The following is a 23,399-nucleotide window of genomic DNA, read 5'->3' on the forward strand; positions in this document are numbered from 1 at the left end:
ACAACACACCGATTCAAGTTCCGTCAGTGGTCATGAGAAACGCTTTAACTATTTTTGCTTTACTCCTTTCGAGCACCGGCATTTTTGTCTCCTTGGCTAGGGAGGAGTTACGCTGTCGAGTGGGACTAAGCAGTACCGAATGTCCCCCGGCGATCGCCCAGCCGGAGAATAACGCTCCCCAGGATAGTGGTGCCCAACTGGTCAATTCTGAGTTGCGTCCCATCATCCCCAGCGAGGCGAAGTCCGATAAGAACCCTAATCCCGCCGCTGAAACGGCTAAAGTGCTAGAAACGGAAGCCACCGAAATAATTGAAGAAAATCTAGTTCCCGTCGGAGAAAATGCTGGGATTCCATCCCCCGATGCCAGTGCTCAGCCTTCTTCACCCCCTCTCCATAGTCCCCTGGGCAACCCCATGGAGCAAAAAATTGTAGACACTGCCATTATCAGTAACCCAGCTCCGAAAAAAGCTTTACCCACCGAAGCCCCCATTGCGCCCCCCGCCAGTAAAAATCCAGCAGAAGATAATCTTATTCCAGTTATTCCAGCGGAAGGGGTAGCTATTCCCGTGGCTCCACCACAGTAGTGGTAAATTTGGACGATTAAATGCTAGGTTAAAATTTTCACTTTCCTTGCGCCTAGCCGGATAACCCAGGAACGATAATTTGCAGCAAACCGTCACCGTGGCCTCTACCATGGGAGGGTTTTGTGATGTTCCGCCCCTTGTCCCGGGCCATTCAGGTGGCAATGTATTATCCTATTCGCATTGTTGCGGCGGCGATTATTTTAACAGCGTTACTGTTTATTCCCCTGGGGTGGAGTTCCTGGCAAACCTATCTAATTTTTCAAAATACGGTGGCTGTGGATTTTCAACTCCAGGCTCAGGCTGGCAAAATTGTCCACTTAGACGAAGTCTTAACCATGTCTTCTCAAATGGCTGCCGCCACAGGGGATTCGGAGTGGGAAGCACGGTATCTCAAATTTGAACCGGAATTAGGAGCGGCGATCAAGCAAGCCATTGCCATTGCACCAGAAGCCTATGAAGGGGAAGGAGCCCAGGAAACTGAAATCGCCAACAACCGTTTGGTGGTAATGGAAACAAAAGCTTTTGAGTTGGTGCGGCAGGGAAATTTGTCCCAGGCCCAGGCCATGCTCAACAGCCGGGAATATCTGGGTAATAAACGAATTTACATTGACGGCATTGCAAGGAGTGAACTGGCGATCGCCAATCGTATCCAGGCCAACCTAGCTAATTTTCGGCAGACATTATTTTTTGCTAGCACCCTGGCCGTAGTTAGTTTAATTACCTTAATTCCCCTCTGGGCTGTGGTGCTAAAGGTTTTGCAAATGTATATTAAGGACCGGGAAATAGCCAGACAGGAAGTGCTTAAAGCGAACAGTCAACTGGAAATAAAAGTAGCAGAAAGAACAGCAGACTTAGCCAAAGCAAACGAAGCAATTACTGGCCTCAATGCTCAGTTAAAACAGGAAAATATGCGATTGGGAACGGAGTTAGATGTAGCGAGAAAATTACAAATGATGGTTTTACCCAAACATGAAGAATTATCAGAAATTACCGATTTAGATATTGCTTGCTACATGGCTTCGGCCACTGAAGTGGGGGGAGATTATTATGATGTGGTTAAAATCGGTAACCGCATTTTTATTAGCATTGGCGATGTCACTGGCCATGGGTTAGAAAGTGGAGTAATGGCCATAATGGCCCAAACTGCGATCCAAACTCTGCTAACGGCAGAAATTACGGAAGCAGTGCAATTCCACAATTTACTCAATCAGGTTCTCTACAAAAATACCCAACGGATGGAACTGAGTAAAAATATGACCCTGGTGATGTTAGATTATCAATCGGGGGAATTAATCCTTAGTGGCCAACATGAATCCATTTTTGTGGTTCGTGCTGATGGCGCCATAGAAGAAATAGATACCATTGATTTAGGCTTTCCCCTTGCTTTGGAGAAAGATATTACGACCTTTATTGCCCGCACCCAAATTAATTTACATTCAGGGGATGTGGTGGTGCTATACACCGATGGTATTCCCGAAGCAGAAAACGGGGAAAAACAATTTTATGGTTTGGCAAGATTTCAAGAGGTGCTCATTGCCAACCACCAGTCAACAGCCTTGGAAATTAGTCAAGCAGTGGTGGAGGATTTAATGGCTTATATTGGTGACAGCCGGGTTTTTGATGACATTACTTTAGTCATTTTTAAAAAAATATAGTTAGCTTCAGCACAAGATTACCCATGTTTTAGATGGAGTTTTTCTTGGTCATGATGCTCGCAAGTCTATAATTACTATAAAAATGCCGCGGGAAACAGGGCGCTAATTTTCAGGCCCTGGGACTGTGAAAGCCTTTATAATAGGTTGCCCCTTTAAAATCGTTTTTTTCCTTTAGTTTTAGCCCCTGAGCATGCCTCGAATACTGATCATTGACGATGACCCGGCAATTTCCGATTTAGTCTCCATTAATTTAGAAATGGCAGGCTACGATGTCCAACAGGCAGTGGATGGCATCAAGGGGCAAGCGTTGGCGGTGCAACTACAACCGGATCTGATCATGTTGGACTTGATGTTGCCCAAAGTGGATGGATTTACGGTTTGTCAACGTTTGCGCCGGGACGAACGCACAGCAGATATTCCGGTTTTGATGCTAACGGCGTTGGGTCAGATCCAGGATAAAATTCAAGGCTTTGACTCTGGGGCGGACGATTACCTCACTAAGCCTTTCGACGTGGAGGAAATGTTAGCCCGGGTGAGGGCCCTACTGCGACGCACCGATCGCATCCCCCAGGCGGCAAAACATTCAGAAATTCTTAACCAGGGACCCCTAACCCTAGTGCCCGAAAGGTTTGAAGCTATTTGGTTTGGTAAAAGTATCAAGCTGACCCATTTGGAGTTTGAGTTGCTTCACTGTCTGTTGCAGCGCCATGGGCAAACGGTTTCCCCCAGTGATATTTTGCGGGAAGTATGGGGCTACGAACCAGATGATGACATTGAAACCATCCGGGTGCACATTCGTCACCTCCGCACTAAGTTGGAACCGAATCCCCGTCGACCTCGCTTTATTAAAACGGTGTATGGGGCAGGCTATTGTTTGGAACTGTCAACGGAAGAAGGAGGCGGTAGTCCAACGTAGGTTTTAGCTTAATTTCCAGCCCATTATTCCCATTGCTTTGCCCTAGATTTGAGTATTTACCATGGCCGTCACTGATTTAAGTTTGACCAATTCTTCCCTGATGCCTACGTTGAACCCGATGATTCAACAGTTGGCCCTGGCGATCGCCGCTAGTTGGCAAAGTTTACCCCTCAAGCCCTATCAATTGCCGGAGGATTTGGGCTACGTAGAAGGCCGCCTGGAAGGGGAAAAGTTAGTGATTGAAAATCGGTGCTACCAAACGCCCCAGTTTCGCAAAATGCATTTGGAGTTGGCCAAGGTGGGCAAAGGGTTGGATATTCTCCACTGTGTAATGTTTCCTGAGCCTTTATACGGTCTACCTTTGTTTGGCTGTGACATTGTGGCCGGCCCCGGTGGAGTAAGTGCGGCTATTGCGGATCTATCCCCCACCCAAAGCGATCGCCAATTGCCCGCAGCGTACCAAAAATCATTGGCAGAGCTAGGCCAGCCAGAATTTGAGCAACAACGGGAATTGCCCCCCTGGGGAGAAATATTTTCTGAATATTGTTTATTCATCCGTCCCAGCAATGTCACTGAAGAAGAAAGATTTGTACAAAGGGTAGTGGACTTTTTGCAAATTCATTGTCACCAATCCATCGTTGCCGAACCCTTGTCTGAAGCTCAAACTTTGGAGCACCGTCAGGGGCAAATTCATTACTGCCAACAACAACAGAAAAATGATAAAACCCGTCGGGTACTGGAAAAAGCTTTTGGGGAAGCTTGGGCGGAACGGTATATGAGCCAAGTCTTATTTGATGTTATCCAATAAAAGCACTTCCAGCTTTTAGCGAACATTGCTTTTTTTAAGAAAATTTAAGCTTCTTATTTTACTATTTGTATGGATTTAAATTAATCTAAACTGGATGTAGGACAAAATTGATTTTTACTAGCCAGAATAATTCTTTTATTTAATCCTAATTGGTCTTATCCCTCTTTCATCAATCTAGGCAGAAGAAGAATAGAATGTATTCCATGAATTTAGCAAATACTTTAATCGATCTAGCTTATCAACCTTGTTGTAAAGTTTAGTTAACTCATCCAAAACATGGGCAAATGGAAATACTTTTAACCACTTTTTAATAAGATTTATTGCATTAAATACAGAGATCACTAATCGTAGGTTGTTTAGCCATTTTTTCTACCCTTCTTCTTTATCCCATTTTTCATGCTTTTGATAATACTTTGACGTTGAATTTAGAGTCGGATTAAAATTCTCATCATAAAAACAAATCATACAATATGCACACATCACTAATTCCCACCATTTTTGAATTTCCTCACAATGAGTTACCCTAAAATCTGCCCATCCTAATTCACTTTTGCATTGCTCAAATCCATATTCTATCCATGACCTTACTCCATATATTCTGCCAACTTCTTTATATTTAATATCTGGTATTCGAGTCATTACAAACCATCCTGCTTTTTCGTCCTCTTTTTCTGTTTCTGTTTTAATTTCCCAATATCTTATTGCGCTTTTTTTACCATAAACTATTTCTCTGATATACCTATCTTCCTGTTTTCCATCCCATCTTATGTGTTCAAACCTCCTCCACTTATTTGCCCTTACTTTAGCTTCCTTTGGAAGCCAGACCCCATGATTGCTCCGGATCCCACTGCATATTCTATTTTTAATTCCTCTACAGCACTGATAAAATTGCTATGGCTTTCTCCATATAAGCTATCTGACACTATTCTTTTTATTTTAAAACTACTTTCTTCTAGTTCTTTTATTATCTCTACTGCTAATTCTGGCTTTGTTTTATACTTATCTCCCTCTTTTAATCTTTCTTTTGGTTTAAATACTTTTGATTCTAGAGGAAACGTTACCCCATCGCAGTAAACATAGGCATTTACTGACACTATACCGCTTTCTATTTTTCCTAAATTTCCAATATATTGTCTTTTTACATAATCTGTTATTTTCCCTTTTTTGGGGTCTCCTGTTTCATCTATTATTACTATTATTTCTCTTCCTTCTAAAACTTCTAAGATAATATTTAATCTTCTTTTTTCTAATTCTTTTAGTTCCCAAGGAGAATCTGTCATGAAATGCAGTAGTCCCTGTTCATTTTTCAATTCTAGTGATGATGCTATTGCAGGTAAACTCTTTCTTTTTATATCACTTAATATTCCCACAATGATATATCTAAATGACTCATAAGACCTCACTTCTGGAAATATATCTTTATACAGTTCACTATATGTGTCTACACACTGTACTGTCTTTTTCGCCTCTCTTGTCTTTGTCATTCTCCCTCCGGGCTTTTCAGCCTTTTATCTCCATTTTAATTCCCTCAGTCTGACGGAAGAGGGATAATGATTATCGATCAAGCAAAACTGTGATTCACGGGATTGGCGATCGCCTAAGGAAGAGATGGGGATAGAGAAATGATGCTAGAATTTGCCATAGCTAGGGGTGTCTAGAAAGCTAGGCTGAGAAAAACCCTTAGAACCTGAGACTGGGTAATACCAGCGGAGGGAAGCTCACCATTCGAGGAAATTTGTATGAGAACTGCTTGGGTTGCTAAGCGCCAGGGACAAACCAATGTTTCCCAGATGCATTATGCCCGCAAAGGGGTGATCACGGAGGAAATGGATTATGTGGCGAAGCGAGAGAATCTGCCCGTTGAGTTGATCAAAGATGAAGTGGCCCGGGGTCGCATGATTATCCCCGCCAACATCAACCACACTAATCTGGAACCGATGGCGATCGGCATTGCTTCCAAATGTAAAGTTAACGCCAACATTGGTGCTTCCCCTAACTCTTCCAATATTGACGAGGAAGTGGAAAAGTTGCTTTTGTCTGTTAAATACGGCGCAGACACGGTAATGGATTTATCCACCGGCGGTGGTGACTTAGACGTGATTCGTACCGCCATCATAAATGCTTCCCCCGTTCCCATTGGGACCGTACCCATTTACCAAGCCCTGGAGAGCGTCCACGGTAGCATCGAAAACCTGACCCCGGATGATTTCCTCCACATCATTGAAAAGCATGCCCAGCAGGGGGTGGACTATATGACCATCCATGCCGGGTTGTTAATTGAGTATTTACCCTTAGTGAAATCTCGCATCACTGGCATCGTTTCCCGGGGGGGCGGCATTATTGCTAAATGGATGTTGCATCACCACAAGCAAAATCCGCTCTACACCCACTTTGACGAGATTATTGAAATCTTCAAAAAGTACGACGTTTCTTTCAGTTTGGGGGATTCCCTCCGTCCCGGCTGTACCCACGATGCTTCCGACGATGCTCAATTGTCTGAACTTAAAACCCTCGGTCAGTTAACCCGCCGGGCTTGGGAGCATGATGTCCAGGTGATGGTAGAAGGCCCCGGCCACGTCCCCATTGACCAAATTGAGTTCAACGTTAAAAAGCAAATGGAAGAGTGCAGTGAAGCTCCCTTCTACGTGCTGGGCCCCCTAGTAACGGACATTGCCCCTGGTTACGACCACATTACCTCCGCCATCGGAGCGGCGATCGCCGGTTGGCACGGCACTGCCATGTTGTGTTATGTCACCCCCAAAGAACATTTAGGTTTACCCAATGCGGAAGATGTACGCAATGGTTTAATCGCCTATAAAATTGCCGCCCACGCCGCCGACATTGCCCGCCACCGCCCAGGGGCCCGCGACCGGGATGACGAACTTTCCAAAGCCCGCTATAACTTCGACTGGAACCGTCAGTTTGAATTGTCCCTTGATCCGGAACGGGCCAAAGAATACCACGACGAAACTTTACCGGCGGATATTTATAAAACCGCTGAATTTTGTTCTATGTGTGGGCCCAAATTCTGCCCCATGCAAACTAAAGTCGATGCAGAAATGCTGGAAGAACTAGAGGTCTTTTTGGCTAAGGATAAAGAAATGGTATCCCAGCGTTAACAGTTAGCTTGCCCTCCCAATTTAATTAGCTCTGGCTATGGCAACTTTAGGAAGTAGATTAAGTTGTTACTGATTAATTCCGAGAAAAAATATTTGCGGAATTTTCGTTTGTTCTCTAAATCTATCCATTGGAGCAACCAGAAGGCTGAGAAATAAGGGAGGCAGAGTCTGACCATAGAGGTGGGTTCAGGCCCACCTTTCTAGTTTTTAATTTTGATCTGATTGATGGGGAACAATTTTGCCCAACTGAAGCGGTTGATTAACTTTTTTCGGACTGTGATTTTACCAGCCCGCATCAGTCAGTTGATATTACAGACCTTTCTGAAATGGCAAAAAGATAACTGCATGGATATGGGGGCCGCCCTAGCGTACTATGCCCTCTTTTCCCTGTTTCCCATCTGTTTAGTAATGCTTAGCATTGCTGGTAGATTATTAGGGGCAGATTCAAATTATTATCTACAGCTCATTAGCTTTGCCCAAAATATTTTACCGGAACAACCCTTTAAGGTTTTTCAGCAAGCTTTGACTAATCTTAACCAAAGTAGCTTTAGTGCTGGACTCATTGGTTTTGGTATTTTGGTTCTCACTGCTAGTCGTATTTTTGATGCTTTGAATCAAAGTGTAAAGAAAATCTGGTCGGTGGTTCATCAGCCCAAGGAAAATATTGGAGTTAAGCACCACGCCTTCAATTTTATCAGGAATAAAATCCTCGCTTTTTTGCTGGTTTTAAGTACAGTGATGGTATTTTTGCTATCCATATTTGCCAATTTAGCCGCTAAAATTTTCCTCACCGTACTGGCGGAATTTGGACAGTCCATTCCTTGGGTTACCTTTGACAGTTTAGGATTAATTACCACTCTACAAACTAGTATTTCTTACTTTCTCATTACCGTAGTTATTATCACTCTATTCAAAGTTTTGCCTCCCGTCCGTCTGCAATGGTGGGATATTTTTCCCGGCGCAATTTTAACTGCGGCCACCATGATGGCCTTACAAAATGCAGTTGGCAGTGGCATTATTCGCATTGGTGAAAACTTACAAGCTTACGGTGTGGTGGGCAATGTAATGGTATTGTTATTGTGGATTTATTTGATTTTTCAGGTGTTTTTTATTGGTTGCGAGTTTACCTTTGTATTTACCTATATTTTTGGTAGTCGTCACCAGAAAGAAAAACCATTTTAGGGTTGTGTTTTAAAAGCCCCCTATCCCCCCAAAGTTGGGGGGGATTTAGGTAAAAGCCCTCCAGCATTGCCGAAGCTTTAGTGAGGAAATTTAGGGGGATAAATATCTAGAGTTGCACTTTCTAAACAGATTCTTAGAGTTGTGTGAAGAGAACTTTCTATTCATGCTCCGATAATATCGCCGCCAAGGATTAAGCTAGGGGATGCTTCGGACACAATTTTATGGATAGTTGTAGAGTGTGCTGAAAATTTCCGCCATTATCGCTCGCAAATTTAAAACTTAATTTAAAACTTTTGGAGGACACTGATTTGGAAAATATTGCCATTGTTGTTGTGGAGCCCCAGGGGGAAAGAAATGTAGGGGCGATCGCCAGAGCGATGAAGAATATGGGGTTGGAAGAATTAATTTTGGTCAATCCCCGTTGTGATTATCGGAGCGTTGAGGCCCAAACCATGGCAGTCCATGCCAAAGACGTCCTCGCCCAAGCGAAGGTAGTGGATGATTTGGCCACAGCCCTTGGCGATCGCCAGCGCATCATTGCCACCAGTGCTAGGGAGCGAATATTGCAATCCCCCATGGAAACCCCCCGCCAAGCATTGCCTTGGTTGTTGGCTCCAAACCTCAAAAGCGCCCTAGTATTTGGTCGGGAAGACAGTGGCCTAACCAATGAGGAACTCAACCAAGCCCACCGTTTTGTGCGGATCCCAGTCCATCCCCAATATCCCTCGTTGAACCTTTCCCAAGCAGTGATGGTCTGTACTTATGAATTGTACCAAGCTAGCCTAGCCATGGAGACAAATAACCAAGTCCCTGGCGATCGCCTGGAGGATGGGTCAACCATGCCCTTGGCCACCAATGCTCAATTGGATAGTTACTGTCAGCACCTGGAGAAAACTTTGCTCAATATCGAAGTTTTATATCCCCATACTGCCCGTAGTAAAATGGCGAAATTTCGCAGAATTTATCAGCGAGCCGCCCTAAACAGCGAAGAAGTGGCCCTATTGCGGGGAATTTTGGGCCAAATTGATTGGTTAGCGCAACAAATTAAGCCTTAAATTAGTCATTCCGAGCAACCAAGGGGGGGATTGTGATGGCCTGGCCAATAAACTTTTGCCAAGTTCTTGTCCTGTATGGGTGCTTCGTTTTAGAGTGTTGAACTAATGGAAAGGCCGCCCTCCCTAACGACCGATCCTCCTCTGGGTTAATGCCCCTCCAGCCTCACCATGATTACTTCCATGCCCCGCCGTCCTAAGTCTCGTCGCACCCAACGCCGTAATCTCCGGGTTATCTCCGGTACATCTACCCCCCCCACCGGCGTCACCATTGCTGAGGTTGGGGAACAGGCCGGTGCTTCCACAGAAATAAACCAAGAGCAGTCAAACCAAAAGCCAGGGGAAACCAAGGTCAACCCCCTGAAGGTTGTTAGCGCCACCGGGGTTAAATCCGTAGCCAAGGGTAAAAATGTCGGCCTACGGCCCCGCAAACCCAGTAAACCCCTCAGTTGGTGGCAAAAGAGTGTGTTGACCTCTGTTCGCCTTGGCATTGTGGGTATTGGCATCGGGGCGATCGCCGGTACGGCCATTACCACCTTCAGTCCCACTAAATTTATCCGGGGAGACCAGAATGGTGCCCCCTTGGCCACTGCGAAAGAACCCCATCAAACCCAGCCGGACCAGCCAGCTATTTACCCCCAAAAGGTGTTAGCTTCCATTGCGGGTTGGGTCACCACTGAAACCGATAAATTGCGGGGAACACCGGCAACGGCCACACCAGAAGCGACAGAAAGTCAGGAAACGACCGTGGCCACTGCCCCCAGTGCTGTCTCTGACCAGGTTCAGCCTACCCAAGAGGATCAGGCCCTAACCCAAAAATTAACTACCCTGGGCACTTCCAAAGCTCCGGCCATTAATTCCTACTCCTATTTCATTGATGTGGATAACGGCCAGTTCGCCAATGCCAAGGGAGAAACCCAACTCCCCGCCGCCAGCACCATTAAAATTCCCGTGGCGATCGCCTTTTTTGAAGCAGTGGACCAGGGCAAAATTCAACTCCACGAAGAACTGCCCCTAACGCAAGATGTGATTGTGGGGGAAGCGGGAACTATGCAATATGACGTGGGCAAACGCTCCAGCTATCCAGCCTTGGAGGTGGTGACCAAAATGATTGTGATCAGCGATAACACCGCCACCAATATGTTAATCAAACGGCTGGGGGGTAAGGAATTTCTCAACCAACGCTTCCAGGCTTGGCAGATGCCCCAAACGAAAATTAATAATTACCTGCCGGATTTAGAAGGTACCAACACCACCAGTCCCCAGGATCTAGCTTTATTGCTGGTCAAACTCCAGGGAGGGGAATTGTTATCCCTTAAATCCCGTGATCGCCTGTTGGGGATCATGCAACAGACCAAAACCCGCACCCTTTTACCCCAGGGGTTGGAACCGGATGCCCAAATTGCCCATAAAACCGGCGACATTGGTACCGTCTTGGGGGATGCGGGCATAGTGGATATGCCCAATGGCAAACGCTATGTGGGGGCCGTCTTGGCCACCAGACCCCATAACGATGTGGCGGGCCGTTTGCTAATTCAAGATATTTCTCGCACTGCTTACCAACACTACAAAGGTATTACCCCTCCAGCTAGCAGTCCCGCCCAACCCCCGGCTAAGCAGGAAAGCCCTGCTACTGCTCCAGTGGAGCCGAGTAATTAATCAAACTGAACGTAGTTCCGGGTCTTCCGTAGTTTCGGCGATCGCCTGGGCAGTGAAAATTGCCTGGGAACTCTGGCTTTGTTCCGGGGAAGCGGGACGGCGTTGCACATAGGTGCCATCGGGCTGTAGCTCCCAAGCTTGACGATTATCGGCCAAAAGAATGCCCAAGATGGACTGTAATTCCTGTTTGAGATCCGGCTGTTCCACCGGCACCACCGCCTCCACCCGTCGGGTTAGATTACGACTCATCCAATCGGCACTGCCAATGTAAATTTCCTCTTCACCGCCATTGTGGAAATAGAAAATGCGGGAGTGCTCCAACAGACGACCAATTACACTGATTACCCGAATGTTTTCACTGACATTTTCCACCCCCGGTCGGAGGCAACAAATACCCCGCACAATCAGATCAATCTGCACCCCCGCCTGGGAAGCTGCGTAGAGGGCACGAATGATCTGGGTATCTACCAGGGAATTCATCTTGGCCACAATGCGGCCGGTGCCCCCATTTAAACAATGGTCCGCTTCCCGCTCAATCATGGCCACCATTCTTTCCCGCATATTAACCGGAGCCACCAGCAATTTTTGGTAATCCTTTTGGCGGGAATAGCCGGTGAGAAAGTTAAATAAATTGGTCAGGTCATTGCCCAATTCCGGACGACAGGTAATCAACCCCAAATCGGTGTAGAGCTTAGCGGTTTTGGGATTGTAATTACCAGTACCAATGTGAACGTAACGACGGATATCAGGGCCTTCCTGGCGCACCACGAGGACGGTTTTAGTGTGGGTTTTTAGCCCCACCAGTCCATAGACCACATGGACGCCGTACTGTTCTAGCTTTCTAGCCCAGTTAATGTTATTTTCTTCATCAAAACGGGCCTTGAGTTCCACCAACACCGCCACCTGTTTGCCATTTTCCGCCGCCGCAATCAGAGCGTTAACAATGGGGGAATCCCCCGAAGTGCGGTACAGGGTCATTTTAATGGTCAATACATGGGGATCGTAGGCCGCCTGGGTAATAAATTGTTGCACCGAAGCGGTGAAGGATTGGTAGGGATGGTGAACTAAAATATCTCCCTGGCGAATCAGAGTAAAAATATCTATCCCCTCCTGCTGGACCCGGCCGTCTTCGTCCCCATCGACAAATTCATAGACATGCTTCAGGCGGGGAGGAATAACCGAAGCCCAGGGTTCGTCCTTGAGGTGGGGAGCAGGTAAAGAAAGGAAAAAGAACAGATCCTTCAGCCCCAACAGGCCGTCAATGTCATAAACGTCAATTTCTTCTAGCCCTAGATCCGTCATCAGGCGATCGCGAATATTTTTCGGAGTTGAAGCATTGATCTCCAAGCGCACAGCGGATTTCCCCACCCTACGTTTACGCAATTCCTCTTCGATCGCCAGGAGTAGATCATCAGCCTCGTCTTCTTCCACTGCAATGTCTGCGTTACGGGTCACCCGAAATAAATGACATTCCTGGATGATCATGCCGGGAAAAAGGGAAGCTAAATTGTGGGCGATGACCTGCTCCAGGGGCACACCGGTCCAGAGCCATGGTTTGTTGGGGTCTGGCTGACACACGTCCTCCGGCAAAGCCACAAAGCGGGGCAGAGTGGGGGGCACTTTTACCCTGGCAAATAATTCTTCATCCGTATCCGGGTCTCGCACCACCACCCCCAAATTAAGACTAAGGTTGGAAATGTAGGGAAAAGGATGGCTGGGGTCCACCGCCAGGGGAGTTAAAACCGGGAAAATATGGTCATCATAGAATTGATGCAAATACTGTCTTTCTTCTTGGCTTAGATCTACATAATCGTTGAGGAAAATGCCCTCATCCGCTAATTTTTCCTTGAGCACATACTCAAACACCTGGTTTTGTTGATATACCAAAGGCCGCAGACTTTTGCTAATTTCTTTAAGCTGTTGGGATGGAGTACGACCATCCGCAGTCAACTTGGTGACATTCGCTTCTACCTGTTGCTTGAGCCCCGCCACCCTGACCATAAAAAATTCATCTAGGTTGGAGCAAAAAATCGCCAAAAACTTTAACCGTTCCAACAAGGGGGTACGGTCGTCTAAACCTTCATGGAGCACCCGCTGATTAAAGGCTAACCAACTCAATTCTCGATTGAAATAGTAAGCAGGATCTTTAAAGTCAACGGTGGGAGCAGAGGGCATAGCTTGGATCATGGGGGCAGGACACCAATGGCATAGGGATAGGCGATCAGGTTGATCTTACCCCAGCTTAACCTGACGAAAATTATGGCCAGTTTAAGGACGGTAAAAAACGAAATTAGCTGGAAAAAGTAGCAGATGGGGAGCAAGGGACATTGAAGTGATCCTTCGCATATATTTCCCATGGAAAATATAAACTATGAGCGGCTTTTGGATATAGATGGCTACTACAAAGAAAATCTGGAATTGATTGAGTCCCTAAAAAACAATAGACAGAACATAGGCGAGATTGAATTGCAGGGAGTTTTTAATCAAACGTTCAAATACAGAAAACAGCCAGATAAAGTTGGTACTGGTGCAACCGTCAATCACAGTTAGCAGAGCAAAAGACTGGTGCAGTCCATATTTCCCAGCAAAAAAACACTAATTGCCCAAATTTTTCTGGGATTTGAGCACAATGGCTGCCACCAAAGCTGGAGTGCCACCGATTAAACCGATCGCCAACCAACGACGGAAATTACGACCCTTCCCATAGGCGATCGCCGTGGCGGTGAGTCCCAGTAAACAATGGGCCGTACCGAGGATAATAACCTGGGTGACAATGGGTAAATTGGTTAACTTTGTTAGGGCATCAGTATTTGTCAAGACCAACCCCTAACTTTCTTGTGCTTCTGATTTAGCTTTGGTTCGACGTACCCGACGCACCGGCAAATTGGCAATTAAAGCTGTCATCCGTTGGTCACTTTCCAAGGAAAACTCCATCTCTCCGGGGTCAATTTCCACATAGCGACTTACCACCTCCACGATTTCCCGTCGCATTTCCTCCATCATTTCCGGGCTTAGCCCTGATCGATCATTGGCGATGACCAGTTTGAGCCTCCGACGGGCATCTTCGCCGCTATTTTTGCCACTCCGGCTAAAGAGCCTTTCAATCAATTCCAAAATCATGCTGGTTTTCGCTCACTGGCTGTTAGGTCATAACGGAAAAAGGGCAAATCCATGGGATTAACCCCCCAAGAGACGACGGCGGATACGGTTGAGTAGGGTATTGTGGGCCGCCATGAAATCCAGAAAAGGAATGTCTTGACCTTCTAGGCGACGGGCAATGTTTTGGAACGCTAACCCCGGTACAGAAAGCTTTTCTTCCATCACTAAAGGTTCCCCTTTGTTGGTGGAAATAATAATTTTTTGATCGTCTGGCAAAATGCCAATGAGCGGCACCGCTAAAAGGTCTAAAATGTCCTCCACACTAATCATTTGATTGAGTTGTACCATCTCTGGTCGCAGGCGGTTAACAATCAAGCTAATTTTGCCGATGTCTTCCGCTTCCAAAAGACCAATTACCCGGTCTGCATCCCGCACCGCCGACATCTCTGGAGTGGTGACAATGATTGCTTCCTGGGCCGGAGCCACGGCATTGCGAAAACCAGCTTCAATACCAGCGGGACAGTCGATGATAATGTAGTCAAACTTATCTTTGAGTTGTTCCACCAAAGACTGCATTTGTTCAGCATTGATGGCATCCTTTGACCGGTTTTGGGCGGCAGGGAGCAGGACTAAATTGGGCAGACGCTTATCTTTTACTAGGGCTTTGTCGATGGTACATTCATCAGCTAAAACGTCGATAGCGGTGTAAACAATACGTTGTTCCAAACCCAGCAATAAATCCAGATTTCGCAGGCCAAAGTCCGCATCAATCAGGACAACCTTTTTTCCCAATCGAGCTAGGGCCGCTCCTAAATTGGCGGTGGTGGTGGTTTTTCCGACTCCACCTTTGCCCGAAGTGACAACAATAATCCGATTCATAGTTGGCTGATAACGTGCGGTAATAACTTGGACTCGAAACTGTTAGCGGGCAGTTAGTGAGTAAGGGGTAAGGATTTTATAGCAGAGCAGAACGCTGAAACTGACGCACCGGGGTCAGACGGATACCTTCTGAAGTAATATAAGCGATTTCGGGCTCACGGCGATCAACGGCATCGGCCCCTACCCTAGCTAGGCGATCGCCAATGCGGATCTGACAGGCGGCCAACCGCAGAATCATAATAACAGCCTGGTCATTGCCTTTGGCACCGGCATGGGCCATACCCCGCAAACATCCCCAAATAAGGATGTCACCGTCGGCCACAATGCTACTGCCCGGATTGACATCGCCAATGATGACTACATCTCCTCCATGGCGAATTTCCCCCCCAGAACGGAGGGTATGGCGTACCACTAACGGTTTGGGGAGAGAAGGGGTCTCGGAAGGATCCACCAGGGGCTTGTCGGCCATGGTTTGATCCACGGAAAGGCCGGCACTGGCGGCGGCCACAGCGGTTTGACGACGGTTGGTTTCCACCCACTGCAAGGTCAGGTTCTGTTCCTTCAGGCCAGCGGCGATCGCCTGGAGTTGTCTAGCATCCAACAGTTGATTATTCACCGCTAACCGCACTAGGGTCTGGTCTTGCCATCGCCCCGCCATAATACGCAGATAATTACCCAAGCTTTGTTCCAGTTGTTGATGGGAAAACACCAGGCTAGGGGAGTCGGGAGCCGTCGTTACCGTCGGGAGAGTTAGGGATAATCGGACAAAGTTTCCCTGGGGGACTAATTGCCACTCAGGATGGGGTGTGTCGTCACTCATCAAAAAAATTTAGAATTTTGCCGTAGGATCGCCCTTTACCTTAGCACTTCACTTTCCCCGACCGTCCTCCTCCCAGGGGGTCAATTCGAGCTGGGGTGGAGATTTTTTGCCCTGGGGCCGGGAGGGTTAGGAAAGACAAATTTTTCGCTACGATTGAAGAGAATCCTGCCATACTCCGCTGTGGTATTTAACATTAATCCCTACATTATTTATGGCTGTCTGTCCCACCTGTAATCACACCAATCCAGAAGGGGCCATCCAGTGTGAGGCCTGCTTTACCCCCCTGCCCACTCTGATGCCTTGTCCCCACTGTGGCAGCTCCGTGCAAAGTGATGCTACTTTTTGCGGCAACTGTGGACAGACCATTGATCCCCAACAATTAGTAGTAAGTGCTCCGGAGGAAGAAGAGGTCCCCATCCCGATCGCCGTAGCTCCAGAAAGTGCTGAACCCATTCCGGCCATTCCCGAAGTTTCCTCCACACCGGCCCCATTTCCCGTGGGCACCCAACTCCAATCCCAGGGAGCTTCCCTTGTCCATGTGCAGACCCAAACCACGTTGGAAATTCCTGCCGGCCTAACGGTAATCCACCTAGGAAAACCCAACGATAAGGTACCACCAGACATCGATGTATCGGGTTTTGCCAATTCCGATGTGGTGTCTAGGGTCCATGCCGATATCCGTCTGGAAGGCAATGAGTATTTCTTGGAAGATGTGGGCAGTGCCAATGGCACCTACGTTAACCACACGGCCCTCCTCCCAGGCAACCGTCATTTACTGCGTCCCGGCGATCGCCTTGCTTTGGGCAAAGGGGATTTGGTCACATTTATATTTCAGTTGCATTAGGTTGCCCCCAACTTTGCTCAGGAATTAAATCCACCATTGAATATTGAGATCCCCTAGGCGCATGGAAATTCCCGTCCGCTATCAACCCCGCCTTTTAACTCCGGAGGAAAGGGCAGGTTATCTAGATTGGTCTTTGGATTTTTTTACCGACGATCGCCTATTGCAAATTCCCTACATTGATTTGACGTTGCAATTGGATGTGACCAATGCCTATGGAGTTTACCAACAACAAAAGGACAGCCCAGGCAGTTTTTTTGCTTTTTTGCTCTGGCATTGGATGCAATGTTTGCAAAACCATTGGGAATTTCGGCTCCGCTATTACAATCAACAATGGTATGTGTTGGATAATCCGCCGGCCATGGTCAGCGTGGCGATCGGGGGCAAAGAACGTTTTTCCGAAATGCTATTGGAGAATGTCTCCCAACTTAGCTATGGGGATTTTGCTCAACTTTACAGTGAGAAATTAGCCCAAATTCGGGCAGGAAACTACGAGAGAGCTGAATATAACACCTTCTGTTTAGCTTGTATTTTTGGTAATTTACCCAACTTAAAATTTACGACTTTGAGTGTACACTATCGCAGAGAAAAAATCCAAGGACAACCCTGGTTTTACTTCGGGCAACGCTACTGGCAGGATGGCAAATTATTAATTCCCCTTTGTTTTAAAATTCACCATGCGAATGCAGACCCCTTTGTGCTTGATCAACTAATCAGCCAATTCCAAACTCTTTTTTCTCCTATGCCATGTATTCCACCATCCTCAAGCTAAGGCCAATTATTTCGCTAACAGATCAGCAATTTGTCGCTCTCTGTCAACAAAATCCTGATTTAAAATTTGAACGTAGCTCCAACGGAGACCTAATTATTATGCCCCCCACGGGTGGAGAAACAGGCCGTCGCAACTCAGAATTAAACACGGATTTTAATCTTTGGAATCGTCGGACTCAATTGGGTGTAGTCTTTGATTCTTCTACTTGCTTTCGTTTGCCTAACGGTGCTTTGCGCTCCCCCGATGTGGCGTGGGTAAAAAGGTCGACATGGGAAGCATTAACTCCCGCAGAAAGGGAAAAGTTTCCCCCGCTCTGTCCAGATTTTGTGTTGGAACTACTTTCCCCCAGTGATGCCCTAGCTGCAACTCAAGCAAAAATGCGTGAATATTTAAGCTGTGGAACGGAGTTAGGCTGGTTAATTAATCCGATTGATCAACAAGTGGAAATATATCGCCCTGATTCCCCGATAGAAATATTAAACAAACCCCAAACACTCAATGGCGATCGCCTGTTGCCGGACTTGGAACTCAATGTGGCTTGGTTATGGGGGGCAAACTAATTCAGAATCTCCATGACACTTCAAAGACTTGCCTATTACCTTCATAAGAAAATAGGGATATTAATAATTGCCGAGTAACAAGGCACATATGGGTATGATAGCGCGAATTTCCACCCTAGGACAATTTTTTAATAATTAATTAACACTAGATTTAAGAAACCTATCAATTTATAAATAATTACCAACAAAATAAAGTTTACTATATCAACCTCGATAAACTGAAGGTATCGATTAGGGGTAAATAGATATGGTAAGTTCAGTCGTCGAAAAAACCTCTGTAGCCCATAAAGAAACGGCTTTAATCCTCTGGTTTGAAGAGGTGGGCACCCATGATGTTGGTTTGGTAGGGGGTAAAAATTCTTCCCTGGGGGAAATGATTCAGCAGTTGACCAACAAAGGGGTGAATGTACCTTCTGGTTTTGCCACCACTGCCTATGCTTACCGCTATTTTATCCAAGAGGCGGGTCTGGAACAAAAACTGCGAGATCTCTTTACAGATCTCGATGTGAATGACATGGCCAATCTCCAGGAGCGGGGTCATTTAGCTCGGCAATTAATCTTAGACACCCCCTTCCCCCAAAATTTACAAACGGCGATCGCCGAAGCCTATGGTGCCATGTGTGAACGCTATGGCCAAAAAATGGGTCGTACCGGGGTGGACGTGGCGGTGCGCTCCAGTGCTACAGCGGAGGATTTGCCAGAGGCTAGTTTTGCAGGACAACAGGAAACCTACCTTAATGTCCACAGCCTTTCCTGTGTGTTGGAATCTTGCCATAAATGCTTTGCTTCGTTATTCACTGACCGGGCTATTTCCTATCGCCATCACAATGGTTTTGACCATTTTGCGGTGGCCCTATCGGTGGGCGTACAAAAGATGGTGCGTTCTGATCTGGCCACCTCCGGGGTGATGTTTTCCATTGATACGGAAACGGGTTTCAAAAATGCCGCTCTGATTACTGCCGCCTATGGCCTAGGGGAAAATGTGGTGCAAGGGGCGGTTAACCCCGATGAATATTTTGTGTTTAAACCTACTTTGAAAGAGGGTTTTAAACCAATTCTGGAAAAACGTTTGGGTAGTAAAGCTATCAAAATGGTCTATGACGTGGGCGGTTCCAAACTGACCAAAAATGTGGAAGTAGCGGAGCCGGAACGGGAAAAATATTGCATTAATGATGAAGAAATTCTCCAATTAGCCCGCTGGGCCTGCATCATTGAAGACCATTATTCTGGGGTGCGGGGAGTTTATACCCCCATGGATATTGAATGGGCTAAGGATGGGCAAACGGGGGAATTGTTCATTGTCCAAGCCCGCCCAGAAACGGTGCAGTCGCAAAAATCCGCCAATGTGATTAAAACCTATGAGTTAAAAGATCACAGCCAAGTGTTAGCCACGGGCCGCAGTGTGGGGGCGGCGATCGGCCAGGGTAAAGCCCAGGTAATTCGCAATGTGTCCCAAATCAATCAGTTTCGTCCCGGCGAGGTGTTAATCACCAACCGCACTGACCCGGATTGGGAACCGATTATGAAACAGGCTTCGGCGATCGTCACTAACCAGGGGGGGAAAACCTGCCACGCCGCAATTATTGCCCGGGAAATGGGTATTCCGGCGATTGTGGGTTGTGGAGATGCCACCGACACAATCAAAACCGGGGAAGATGTCACCATCTGTTGCTCCGAAGGGGATGAAGGTTCGGTTTACAGCGGCATTTTGAACTATGAAGTTCACGAAACGGAACTGTCCAATTTGCCCCGCACCAAGACTCAAATTTTGATGAATGTGGGTAACCCAGAACAGGCCTTTGGATTTGCTAGTTATCCCGCCGATGGCGTGGGTCTAGCCCGGTTGGAATTTATCATTGCTAACCACATTAAGGCTCACCCCCTCGCCCTGATGAAATTTGATGAGTTGGAAGATCCCTTGGCCAAGGCAGAAATTGCCGAACTAACCAAACTCTATGCTGGCGATCGCCCCCGGTTCTTTGTGGACAAATTGGCCCATGGTATTGCCATGATTGCGGCGGCGTTCTATCCCAAACCTGTGGTGGTGCGGATGTCGGATTTTAAATCCAATGAATACGCTAACCTCCTGGGTGGTCGTCAGTTTGAGCCGAAGGAAGAAAACCCCATGATCGGTTGGCGGGGCGCTTCCCGTTACTACGATCCCAATTACCGAGAAGCCTACGCTTTGGAATGCCAAGCTCTGAAACGAGTGCGGGACGAAATGGGTTTAACCAACGTCATTCCCATGATTCCCTTCTGTCGTACCCCCGATGAAGGTCGCAAAGTTATTGCGGAAATGGCTAAACATGGCTTGAAACAAGGGAAAAACGGCTTGGAAATCTACGTTATGTGTGAATTGCCCAGTAACGTCATTCTGGCCGATGAATTTAGCGAGGTATTTGACGGCTTCTCCATTGGCTCCAATGATTTAACCCAATTAACTTTAGGTTTAGACCGGGATTCTTCCCTCGTTGCCCATCTGTTTGATGAACGCAATCTAGGGGTCAAACGGATGGTCAAAATGGCCATTGAAACGGCGAAAGCTAACGGTCGCAAAATCGGTATCTGTGGCCAAGCCCCCTCGGATTATCCTGAGTTTGCTGAATTTTTAGTGGAATTGGGCATTGATTCCATTAGCTTAAACCCTGATTCTGTGCTGAAAACTGTTCTACGCATTGCAGAGGTGGAAAAAGCCCTAGGCTAGGAAATGGTGTTTATTTTGCCGACTAAGGCTAAACCATAAATACAGCCCCTTCTTTCCCGCTGGTTCAATTCCAAGGGTAAGGAGGGGTTAAAATGCAGTCAATATTAAGAGTGGATGGTTCATTTTGGGCAAGGGTTAAAAACCTTTAAATTTTGGATGATTGCCAGGGCAAGTCTTTGACATCCCGCAGAGAAAATTATGGGAAGTAATGGCTACATCAGTTGATTCAAATCAGTTAAAGGGGCTTCGCCCGGCAAAACCATGAGCGATCGCCACAAAACCAAAGCTCAATTACTCCAGGAAATGGAGAGGTTGAGGGCGGATTTAGCAGATATTCAACGCATTGCTAAATTAGGCTTCTGGCGGTTTGACATTGCTTCCGGTGAGATCACCTGGTCAGCAGAAACTTACCAACTATTTGGTCTAGAGCCCCATCAATTTTCCCCTAGTTATGACTGGTTAGTCCAGACCATTCAGCCCGAATTTAGAGAACTGCACCAGAGTATTGCTGATAAGGTTATTGCCACCGGAAAAACCCAAACCATAGAGTATGCAATAACTCGGGCCGATGCTTCTATGGGGTGGATTTGGGCCAGGATTGAAGCGATTATCGATGACCGGGGCCAAGTCAATGGATTGCAAGGGGTGGCCATGGACATCAGTGATCGCAAGATGGCCGAAATAGCCTTAAGGGAAAGCGAAGCCCGCTTTAGGAATTTGTTTGAGTCGAATATTGTCGGGATGTTTTTTGCTTCCAATCAAGGGGAAATTTTCGATGCCAACGACCGTTTCCTACAAATGATTGGTTTCACTAAAGAAGAATTGGACCTCGGGCTGGTGCACTGGGATAGGTTAACCCCCCCCGAATATGATCAAAAGGATCAAGAAATTATTGCCCGTTTGCGGAATCATGAAACCCCAGAGCCTTGGCAAAAGGAATATTACCGCAAGGATGGTAGTCGCATTCCTGTGTTGGTCGGTGTTGCCAGCATAGATGTGGAGCTTGAATATACGGTCTGCATAGTGGTGGATATGACCGAACAGCAGAAAACCTTAGATCAGTGCCGATTAACGGAAGCAAAGCTGGCGGAACTCAATGCTCAGTTGGAGCAGCGTGTTTTAGAGCGGACCAAATCCCTCCAGGAAAATGAAGATCGTTTGAAGTTAGCGTTTAATGCGGCCAATATGGGCTATTGGGATTTGGATCTTCTAACTAATGGCATTGTGTGGTCAGAAAGCCTGGAGCAAATGATGGGACTTAAGCCGGGAAGCTTTGATGGCGACCTAGAAAAAGTTGCACAAATGATGCATCCCGATGATCGAGGCATTGTCTTGAAAGCTCTGGAACAAAGTATCCATAATGATGAACCCTATGATTTGGAGTTCCGGTTTATCAAACCCGATGGAACCCTGCGCTGGGCGGCAAGTCAAGCTACTGTGATTCGAGATCAGAACAATGTGCCCCTCCGTGTTATCGGTGTAGATGTGGACATTACCCGCCGTAAACAATTTGAGGAGGAACTACAAAAAGTCAATCAAGTCCTAGAGGAGCGCCTCGGTGAATTGAAACAGCGTAATGCTGAGATGTTAATTCTTTCGGGTATTACTGACTATCTCCAGTCTTGTTTTACGGTCAAAGATGCCTGCGGAGTGATTGCGGCCCTGGCTCAACCCCTATTTCCCGATTGCTGCGGGGGAATTTTTATTCTGTCTGCCCAGAATAATTGTCTAGAACGGGTCACTTTTTGGGGCAATCCGTTTTGCTCCGATGATGTGTTTACCCCCCTAGATTGTTGGGCTTTGCGACGGGGACGGTCCCATGGGGTGAAGCAGGGACAACATGCTTTGTTTTGCAATCATGTCAATGACCAACACTTACCACTGGCAAGTTTGTGTATTCCCCTCATTGCCCAGGGGGAAACTCTTGGCTTGCTGTTTCTTTGCACTTTCAAAGGGGAAATTTTGCCCGACATACGGCAACAATTGGCAAAAACAGTGGCGGAACAGCTTGCCCTGGCGATCGCCAATTTGAAGTTACGGGAACAACTGGAAGAACAAAGTCTGCGGGACCCACTGACCAAACTTTTCAACCGTCGTTATCTGGAACAACGCTTAAGCCAGGAACTGGCCAGGGCCAAACGTCATCACTATTCAGTCGGTGTTTTGATGATTGACGTCGATCACTTTAAGCGCTTTAACGATTCCCTTGGTCATGACGCTGGCGATCGTATCTTGGCTTCCATTGGTACTCTGCTGAAAAATAATATCCGGACTTCCGATGTGGCCTGTCGTTATGGAGGTGAAGAGATAACTATAATTTTGCCTGATGCTACTCTGGAAGAGGCTTCCCAAAAAGCGGAATTTTTACGCCAGGCGATCGCCGAAATGAAAATAGAATACAGTGGAAAAATTGTGAATAGTGTCACCGCCTCTTTTGGGGTTGCTTGTTATCCCGATCACGGCGAAACGGGACAAGAAATTATACAAATAGCGGATAAAGCTTTGTATGATGCCAAACAAGCAGGCAGAAATCGGGTCATCGTCGCCCCCAAAGAGGTTTCCACTTAAGTATTTATTCATTTGTGGCAGGATTTGACTATCATTCAAAAACACTGTAGGAAAGTGTTTGAAAAGTGCAAGGCTAGGTATTTATCTCCCTAAATCCCCACTTAACAAGGGAGACTTTTCTGACAGTTCCTCCCTTGGGCAGGGGAGTTAGGAGGGATTAAACAGCCAGAATTCAACTTTC

At 46.8% G+C, this 23,399-nt stretch carries 21 protein-coding genes and 1 riboswitch; of the genes, 14 read left to right on the plus strand and 7 right to left on the minus strand.

Going from position 1 to position 23,399, the window contains the following annotated elements; all coding sequences use genetic code 11:
* The first annotated feature begins 32 nt into the window (after positions 1 to 32).
* The 4 genes from H6G46_RS17030 to H6G46_RS17045 all read left to right on the plus strand — a co-directional run bounded on the left by H6G46_RS17030 (position 33) and on the right by H6G46_RS17045 (position 3,963).
* On the plus strand, positions 33 to 584 hold the full coding sequence (locus H6G46_RS17030; protein WP_199303575.1) for a hypothetical protein: 552 nt from the start codon (positions 33 to 35) through the stop codon (positions 582 to 584).
* Positions 585 to 709: 125 nt separating this feature from the next.
* A complete protein-coding gene (locus H6G46_RS17035; RefSeq protein ID WP_020862019.1) occupies positions 710 to 2,239 on the plus strand; it encodes a PP2C family protein-serine/threonine phosphatase in 1,530 nt (509 codons plus the stop codon).
* A gap of 190 nt (positions 2,240 to 2,429) precedes the next feature.
* On the plus strand, positions 2,430 to 3,155 hold the full coding sequence (gene rpaA / locus H6G46_RS17040; RefSeq protein ID WP_010873880.1) for a two component system response regulator RpaA: 726 nt from the start codon (positions 2,430 to 2,432) through the stop codon (positions 3,153 to 3,155).
* A 61-nt stretch (positions 3,156 to 3,216) separates the two neighbouring features.
* Positions 3,217 to 3,963 (plus strand): phycocyanobilin:ferredoxin oxidoreductase, encoded by a 747-nt coding sequence (locus H6G46_RS17045; protein WP_010873881.1) that lies wholly within the window; start codon positions 3,217 to 3,219, stop codon positions 3,961 to 3,963.
* A 369-nt stretch (positions 3,964 to 4,332) separates the two neighbouring features.
* Here H6G46_RS17045 and H6G46_RS18555 read toward each other — a convergent pair whose 3' ends face one another.
* Together H6G46_RS18555 and H6G46_RS18560 are read right to left on the minus strand one after the other, a co-directional pair.
* On the minus strand, positions 4,333 to 4,602 hold the full coding sequence (locus tag H6G46_RS18555) for a transposase (protein ID WP_010873882.1): 270 nt from the start codon (positions 4,600 to 4,602) through the stop codon (positions 4,333 to 4,335).
* A 158-nt stretch (positions 4,603 to 4,760) separates the two neighbouring features.
* Positions 4,761 to 5,447, minus strand: coding sequence for an IS701 family transposase (locus tag H6G46_RS18560; protein ID WP_010873883.1), 687 nt, complete (start codon positions 5,445 to 5,447; stop codon positions 4,761 to 4,763).
* Positions 5,448 to 5,599: 152 nt separating this feature from the next.
* A riboswitch (TPP riboswitch) is annotated at positions 5,600 to 5,695 on the plus strand.
* Positions 5,696 to 5,702: 7 nt separating this feature from the next.
* Between H6G46_RS18560 and thiC the strand changes: the two genes are divergently transcribed.
* From thiC to H6G46_RS17070, 4 genes are all read left to right on the plus strand, one after another.
* Positions 5,703 to 7,082, plus strand: coding sequence for a phosphomethylpyrimidine synthase (gene thiC, locus H6G46_RS17055; RefSeq protein ID WP_010873884.1), 1,380 nt, complete (start codon positions 5,703 to 5,705; stop codon positions 7,080 to 7,082).
* Between the two features lie 225 nt (positions 7,083 to 7,307).
* Positions 7,308 to 8,264 carry a YihY/virulence factor BrkB family protein gene (locus tag H6G46_RS17060; protein WP_010873885.1) on the plus strand — a complete coding sequence of 319 codons (957 nt, stop codon included), beginning with the start codon at positions 7,308 to 7,310 and terminating at the stop codon, positions 8,262 to 8,264.
* Positions 8,265 to 8,572: 308 nt separating this feature from the next.
* Positions 8,573 to 9,319, plus strand: a complete 747-nt coding sequence (locus H6G46_RS17065) for a TrmJ/YjtD family RNA methyltransferase (RefSeq protein ID WP_020862017.1) — start codon at positions 8,573 to 8,575, stop codon at positions 9,317 to 9,319.
* A 168-nt stretch (positions 9,320 to 9,487) separates the two neighbouring features.
* A complete protein-coding gene (locus H6G46_RS17070; protein ID WP_010873887.1) occupies positions 9,488 to 10,975 on the plus strand; it encodes a class A beta-lactamase in 1,488 nt (495 codons plus the stop codon).
* Here the strand turns inward: H6G46_RS17070 and ppk1 are convergent, their stop codons facing one another.
* Positions 10,976 to 13,162 carry a polyphosphate kinase 1 gene (gene ppk1 / locus H6G46_RS17075; protein WP_010873888.1) on the minus strand — a complete coding sequence of 729 codons (2,187 nt, stop codon included), beginning with the start codon at positions 13,160 to 13,162 and terminating at the stop codon, positions 10,976 to 10,978.
* A gap of 168 nt (positions 13,163 to 13,330) precedes the next feature.
* Here ppk1 and H6G46_RS17080 point away from each other — a divergent pair, with 168 nt between their 5' ends.
* Positions 13,331 to 13,525, plus strand: coding sequence for a hypothetical protein (locus H6G46_RS17080; RefSeq protein ID WP_020862016.1), 195 nt, complete (start codon positions 13,331 to 13,333; stop codon positions 13,523 to 13,525).
* A gap of 45 nt (positions 13,526 to 13,570) precedes the next feature.
* Here the strand turns inward: H6G46_RS17080 and H6G46_RS17085 are convergent, their stop codons facing one another.
* The 4 genes from H6G46_RS17085 to minC all read right to left on the minus strand — a co-directional run bounded on the left by H6G46_RS17085 (position 13,571) and on the right by minC (position 15,773).
* Positions 13,571 to 13,792: a hypothetical protein gene (locus tag H6G46_RS17085; RefSeq protein ID WP_020862015.1), complete on the minus strand. Its 222-nt coding sequence runs from the start codon at positions 13,790 to 13,792 to the stop codon at positions 13,571 to 13,573.
* Between the two features lie 9 nt (positions 13,793 to 13,801).
* On the minus strand, positions 13,802 to 14,095 hold the full coding sequence (gene minE / locus H6G46_RS17090; RefSeq protein WP_010873889.1) for a cell division topological specificity factor MinE: 294 nt from the start codon (positions 14,093 to 14,095) through the stop codon (positions 13,802 to 13,804).
* Positions 14,096 to 14,152: 57 nt separating this feature from the next.
* Positions 14,153 to 14,953, minus strand: coding sequence for a septum site-determining protein MinD (gene minD / locus H6G46_RS17095; protein ID WP_010873890.1), 801 nt, complete (start codon positions 14,951 to 14,953; stop codon positions 14,153 to 14,155).
* Between the two features lie 76 nt (positions 14,954 to 15,029).
* Entirely contained in the window at positions 15,030 to 15,773 is a 744-nt protein-coding gene (gene minC / locus H6G46_RS17100; RefSeq protein ID WP_010873891.1) for a septum site-determining protein MinC, read from the minus strand.
* 211 nt (positions 15,774 to 15,984) lie between these two features.
* On the opposite strand from minC, the gene H6G46_RS17105 reads away from it, so the two are divergent.
* The 5 genes from H6G46_RS17105 (at position 15,985) to H6G46_RS17125 (ending at position 23,218) form a co-directional block, all read left to right on the plus strand.
* Positions 15,985 to 16,617: an FHA domain-containing protein gene (locus tag H6G46_RS17105; RefSeq protein WP_010873892.1), complete on the plus strand. Its 633-nt coding sequence runs from the start codon at positions 15,985 to 15,987 to the stop codon at positions 16,615 to 16,617.
* 61 nt (positions 16,618 to 16,678) lie between these two features.
* On the plus strand, positions 16,679 to 17,386 hold the full coding sequence (locus H6G46_RS17110; protein ID WP_010873893.1) for a CatA-like O-acetyltransferase: 708 nt from the start codon (positions 16,679 to 16,681) through the stop codon (positions 17,384 to 17,386).
* Positions 17,362 to 17,946: a Uma2 family endonuclease gene (locus H6G46_RS17115; RefSeq protein ID WP_010873894.1), complete on the plus strand. Its 585-nt coding sequence runs from the start codon at positions 17,362 to 17,364 to the stop codon at positions 17,944 to 17,946. The genes H6G46_RS17110 and H6G46_RS17115 overlap by 25 nt, the downstream gene beginning before the upstream one ends.
* A 247-nt stretch (positions 17,947 to 18,193) precedes the next feature.
* On the plus strand, positions 18,194 to 20,650 hold the full coding sequence (ppsA, locus tag H6G46_RS17120; protein WP_010873895.1) for a pyruvate, water dikinase: 2,457 nt from the start codon (positions 18,194 to 18,196) through the stop codon (positions 20,648 to 20,650).
* A 261-nt stretch (positions 20,651 to 20,911) separates the two neighbouring features.
* Positions 20,912 to 23,218, plus strand: a complete 2,307-nt coding sequence (locus tag H6G46_RS17125; protein WP_010873896.1) for a diguanylate cyclase — start codon at positions 20,912 to 20,914, stop codon at positions 23,216 to 23,218.
* Positions 23,219 to 23,399 lie beyond the last annotated feature (181 nt).

It is taken from the genome of Synechocystis sp. FACHB-908 (genome assembly GCF_014698595.1).
Taxonomy (GTDB): domain Bacteria; phylum Cyanobacteriota; class Cyanobacteriia; order Cyanobacteriales; family Microcystaceae; genus Synechocystis.

What these genes read in the sequence shown, in the direction of transcription:
- H6G46_RS17030 (WP_199303575.1), top strand. Translation starts at nt 33, where the DNA reads ATGAGAAACGCTTTAACTATTTTTGCTTTACTCCTTTCGAGCACCGGC.
- H6G46_RS17035 (WP_020862019.1), top strand. Translation starts at nt 710, where the DNA reads ATGTTCCGCCCCTTGTCCCGGGCCATTCAGGTGGCAATGTATTATCCT.
- rpaA (WP_010873880.1), top strand. Translation starts at nt 2,430, where the DNA reads ATGCCTCGAATACTGATCATTGACGATGACCCGGCAATTTCCGATTTA.
- H6G46_RS17045 (WP_010873881.1), top strand. Translation starts at nt 3,217, where the DNA reads ATGGCCGTCACTGATTTAAGTTTGACCAATTCTTCCCTGATGCCTACG.
- H6G46_RS18555 (WP_010873882.1), bottom strand. Translation starts at nt 4,602, where the DNA reads ATGACTCGAATACCAGATATTAAATATAAAGAAGTTGGCAGAATATAT.
- H6G46_RS18560 (WP_010873883.1), bottom strand. Translation starts at nt 5,447, where the DNA reads ATGACAAAGACAAGAGAGGCGAAAAAGACAGTACAGTGTGTAGACACA.
- thiC (WP_010873884.1), top strand. Translation starts at nt 5,703, where the DNA reads ATGAGAACTGCTTGGGTTGCTAAGCGCCAGGGACAAACCAATGTTTCC.
- H6G46_RS17060 (WP_010873885.1), top strand. Translation starts at nt 7,308, where the DNA reads ATGGGGAACAATTTTGCCCAACTGAAGCGGTTGATTAACTTTTTTCGG.
- H6G46_RS17070 (WP_010873887.1), top strand. Translation starts at nt 9,488, where the DNA reads ATGATTACTTCCATGCCCCGCCGTCCTAAGTCTCGTCGCACCCAACGC.
- ppk1 (WP_010873888.1), bottom strand. Translation starts at nt 13,162, where the DNA reads ATGATCCAAGCTATGCCCTCTGCTCCCACCGTTGACTTTAAAGATCCT.
- H6G46_RS17080 (WP_020862016.1), top strand. Translation starts at nt 13,331, where the DNA reads ATGGAAAATATAAACTATGAGCGGCTTTTGGATATAGATGGCTACTAC.
- minE (WP_010873889.1), bottom strand. Translation starts at nt 14,095, where the DNA reads ATGATTTTGGAATTGATTGAAAGGCTCTTTAGCCGGAGTGGCAAAAAT.
- minD (WP_010873890.1), bottom strand. Translation starts at nt 14,953, where the DNA reads ATGAATCGGATTATTGTTGTCACTTCGGGCAAAGGTGGAGTCGGAAAA.
- minC (WP_010873891.1), bottom strand. Translation starts at nt 15,773, where the DNA reads ATGAGTGACGACACACCCCATCCTGAGTGGCAATTAGTCCCCCAGGGA.
- H6G46_RS17105 (WP_010873892.1), top strand. Translation starts at nt 15,985, where the DNA reads ATGGCTGTCTGTCCCACCTGTAATCACACCAATCCAGAAGGGGCCATC.
- H6G46_RS17110 (WP_010873893.1), top strand. Translation starts at nt 16,679, where the DNA reads ATGGAAATTCCCGTCCGCTATCAACCCCGCCTTTTAACTCCGGAGGAA.
- H6G46_RS17115 (WP_010873894.1), top strand. Translation starts at nt 17,362, where the DNA reads ATGTATTCCACCATCCTCAAGCTAAGGCCAATTATTTCGCTAACAGAT.
- ppsA (WP_010873895.1), top strand. Translation starts at nt 18,194, where the DNA reads ATGGTAAGTTCAGTCGTCGAAAAAACCTCTGTAGCCCATAAAGAAACG.
- H6G46_RS17125 (WP_010873896.1), top strand. Translation starts at nt 20,912, where the DNA reads ATGAGCGATCGCCACAAAACCAAAGCTCAATTACTCCAGGAAATGGAG.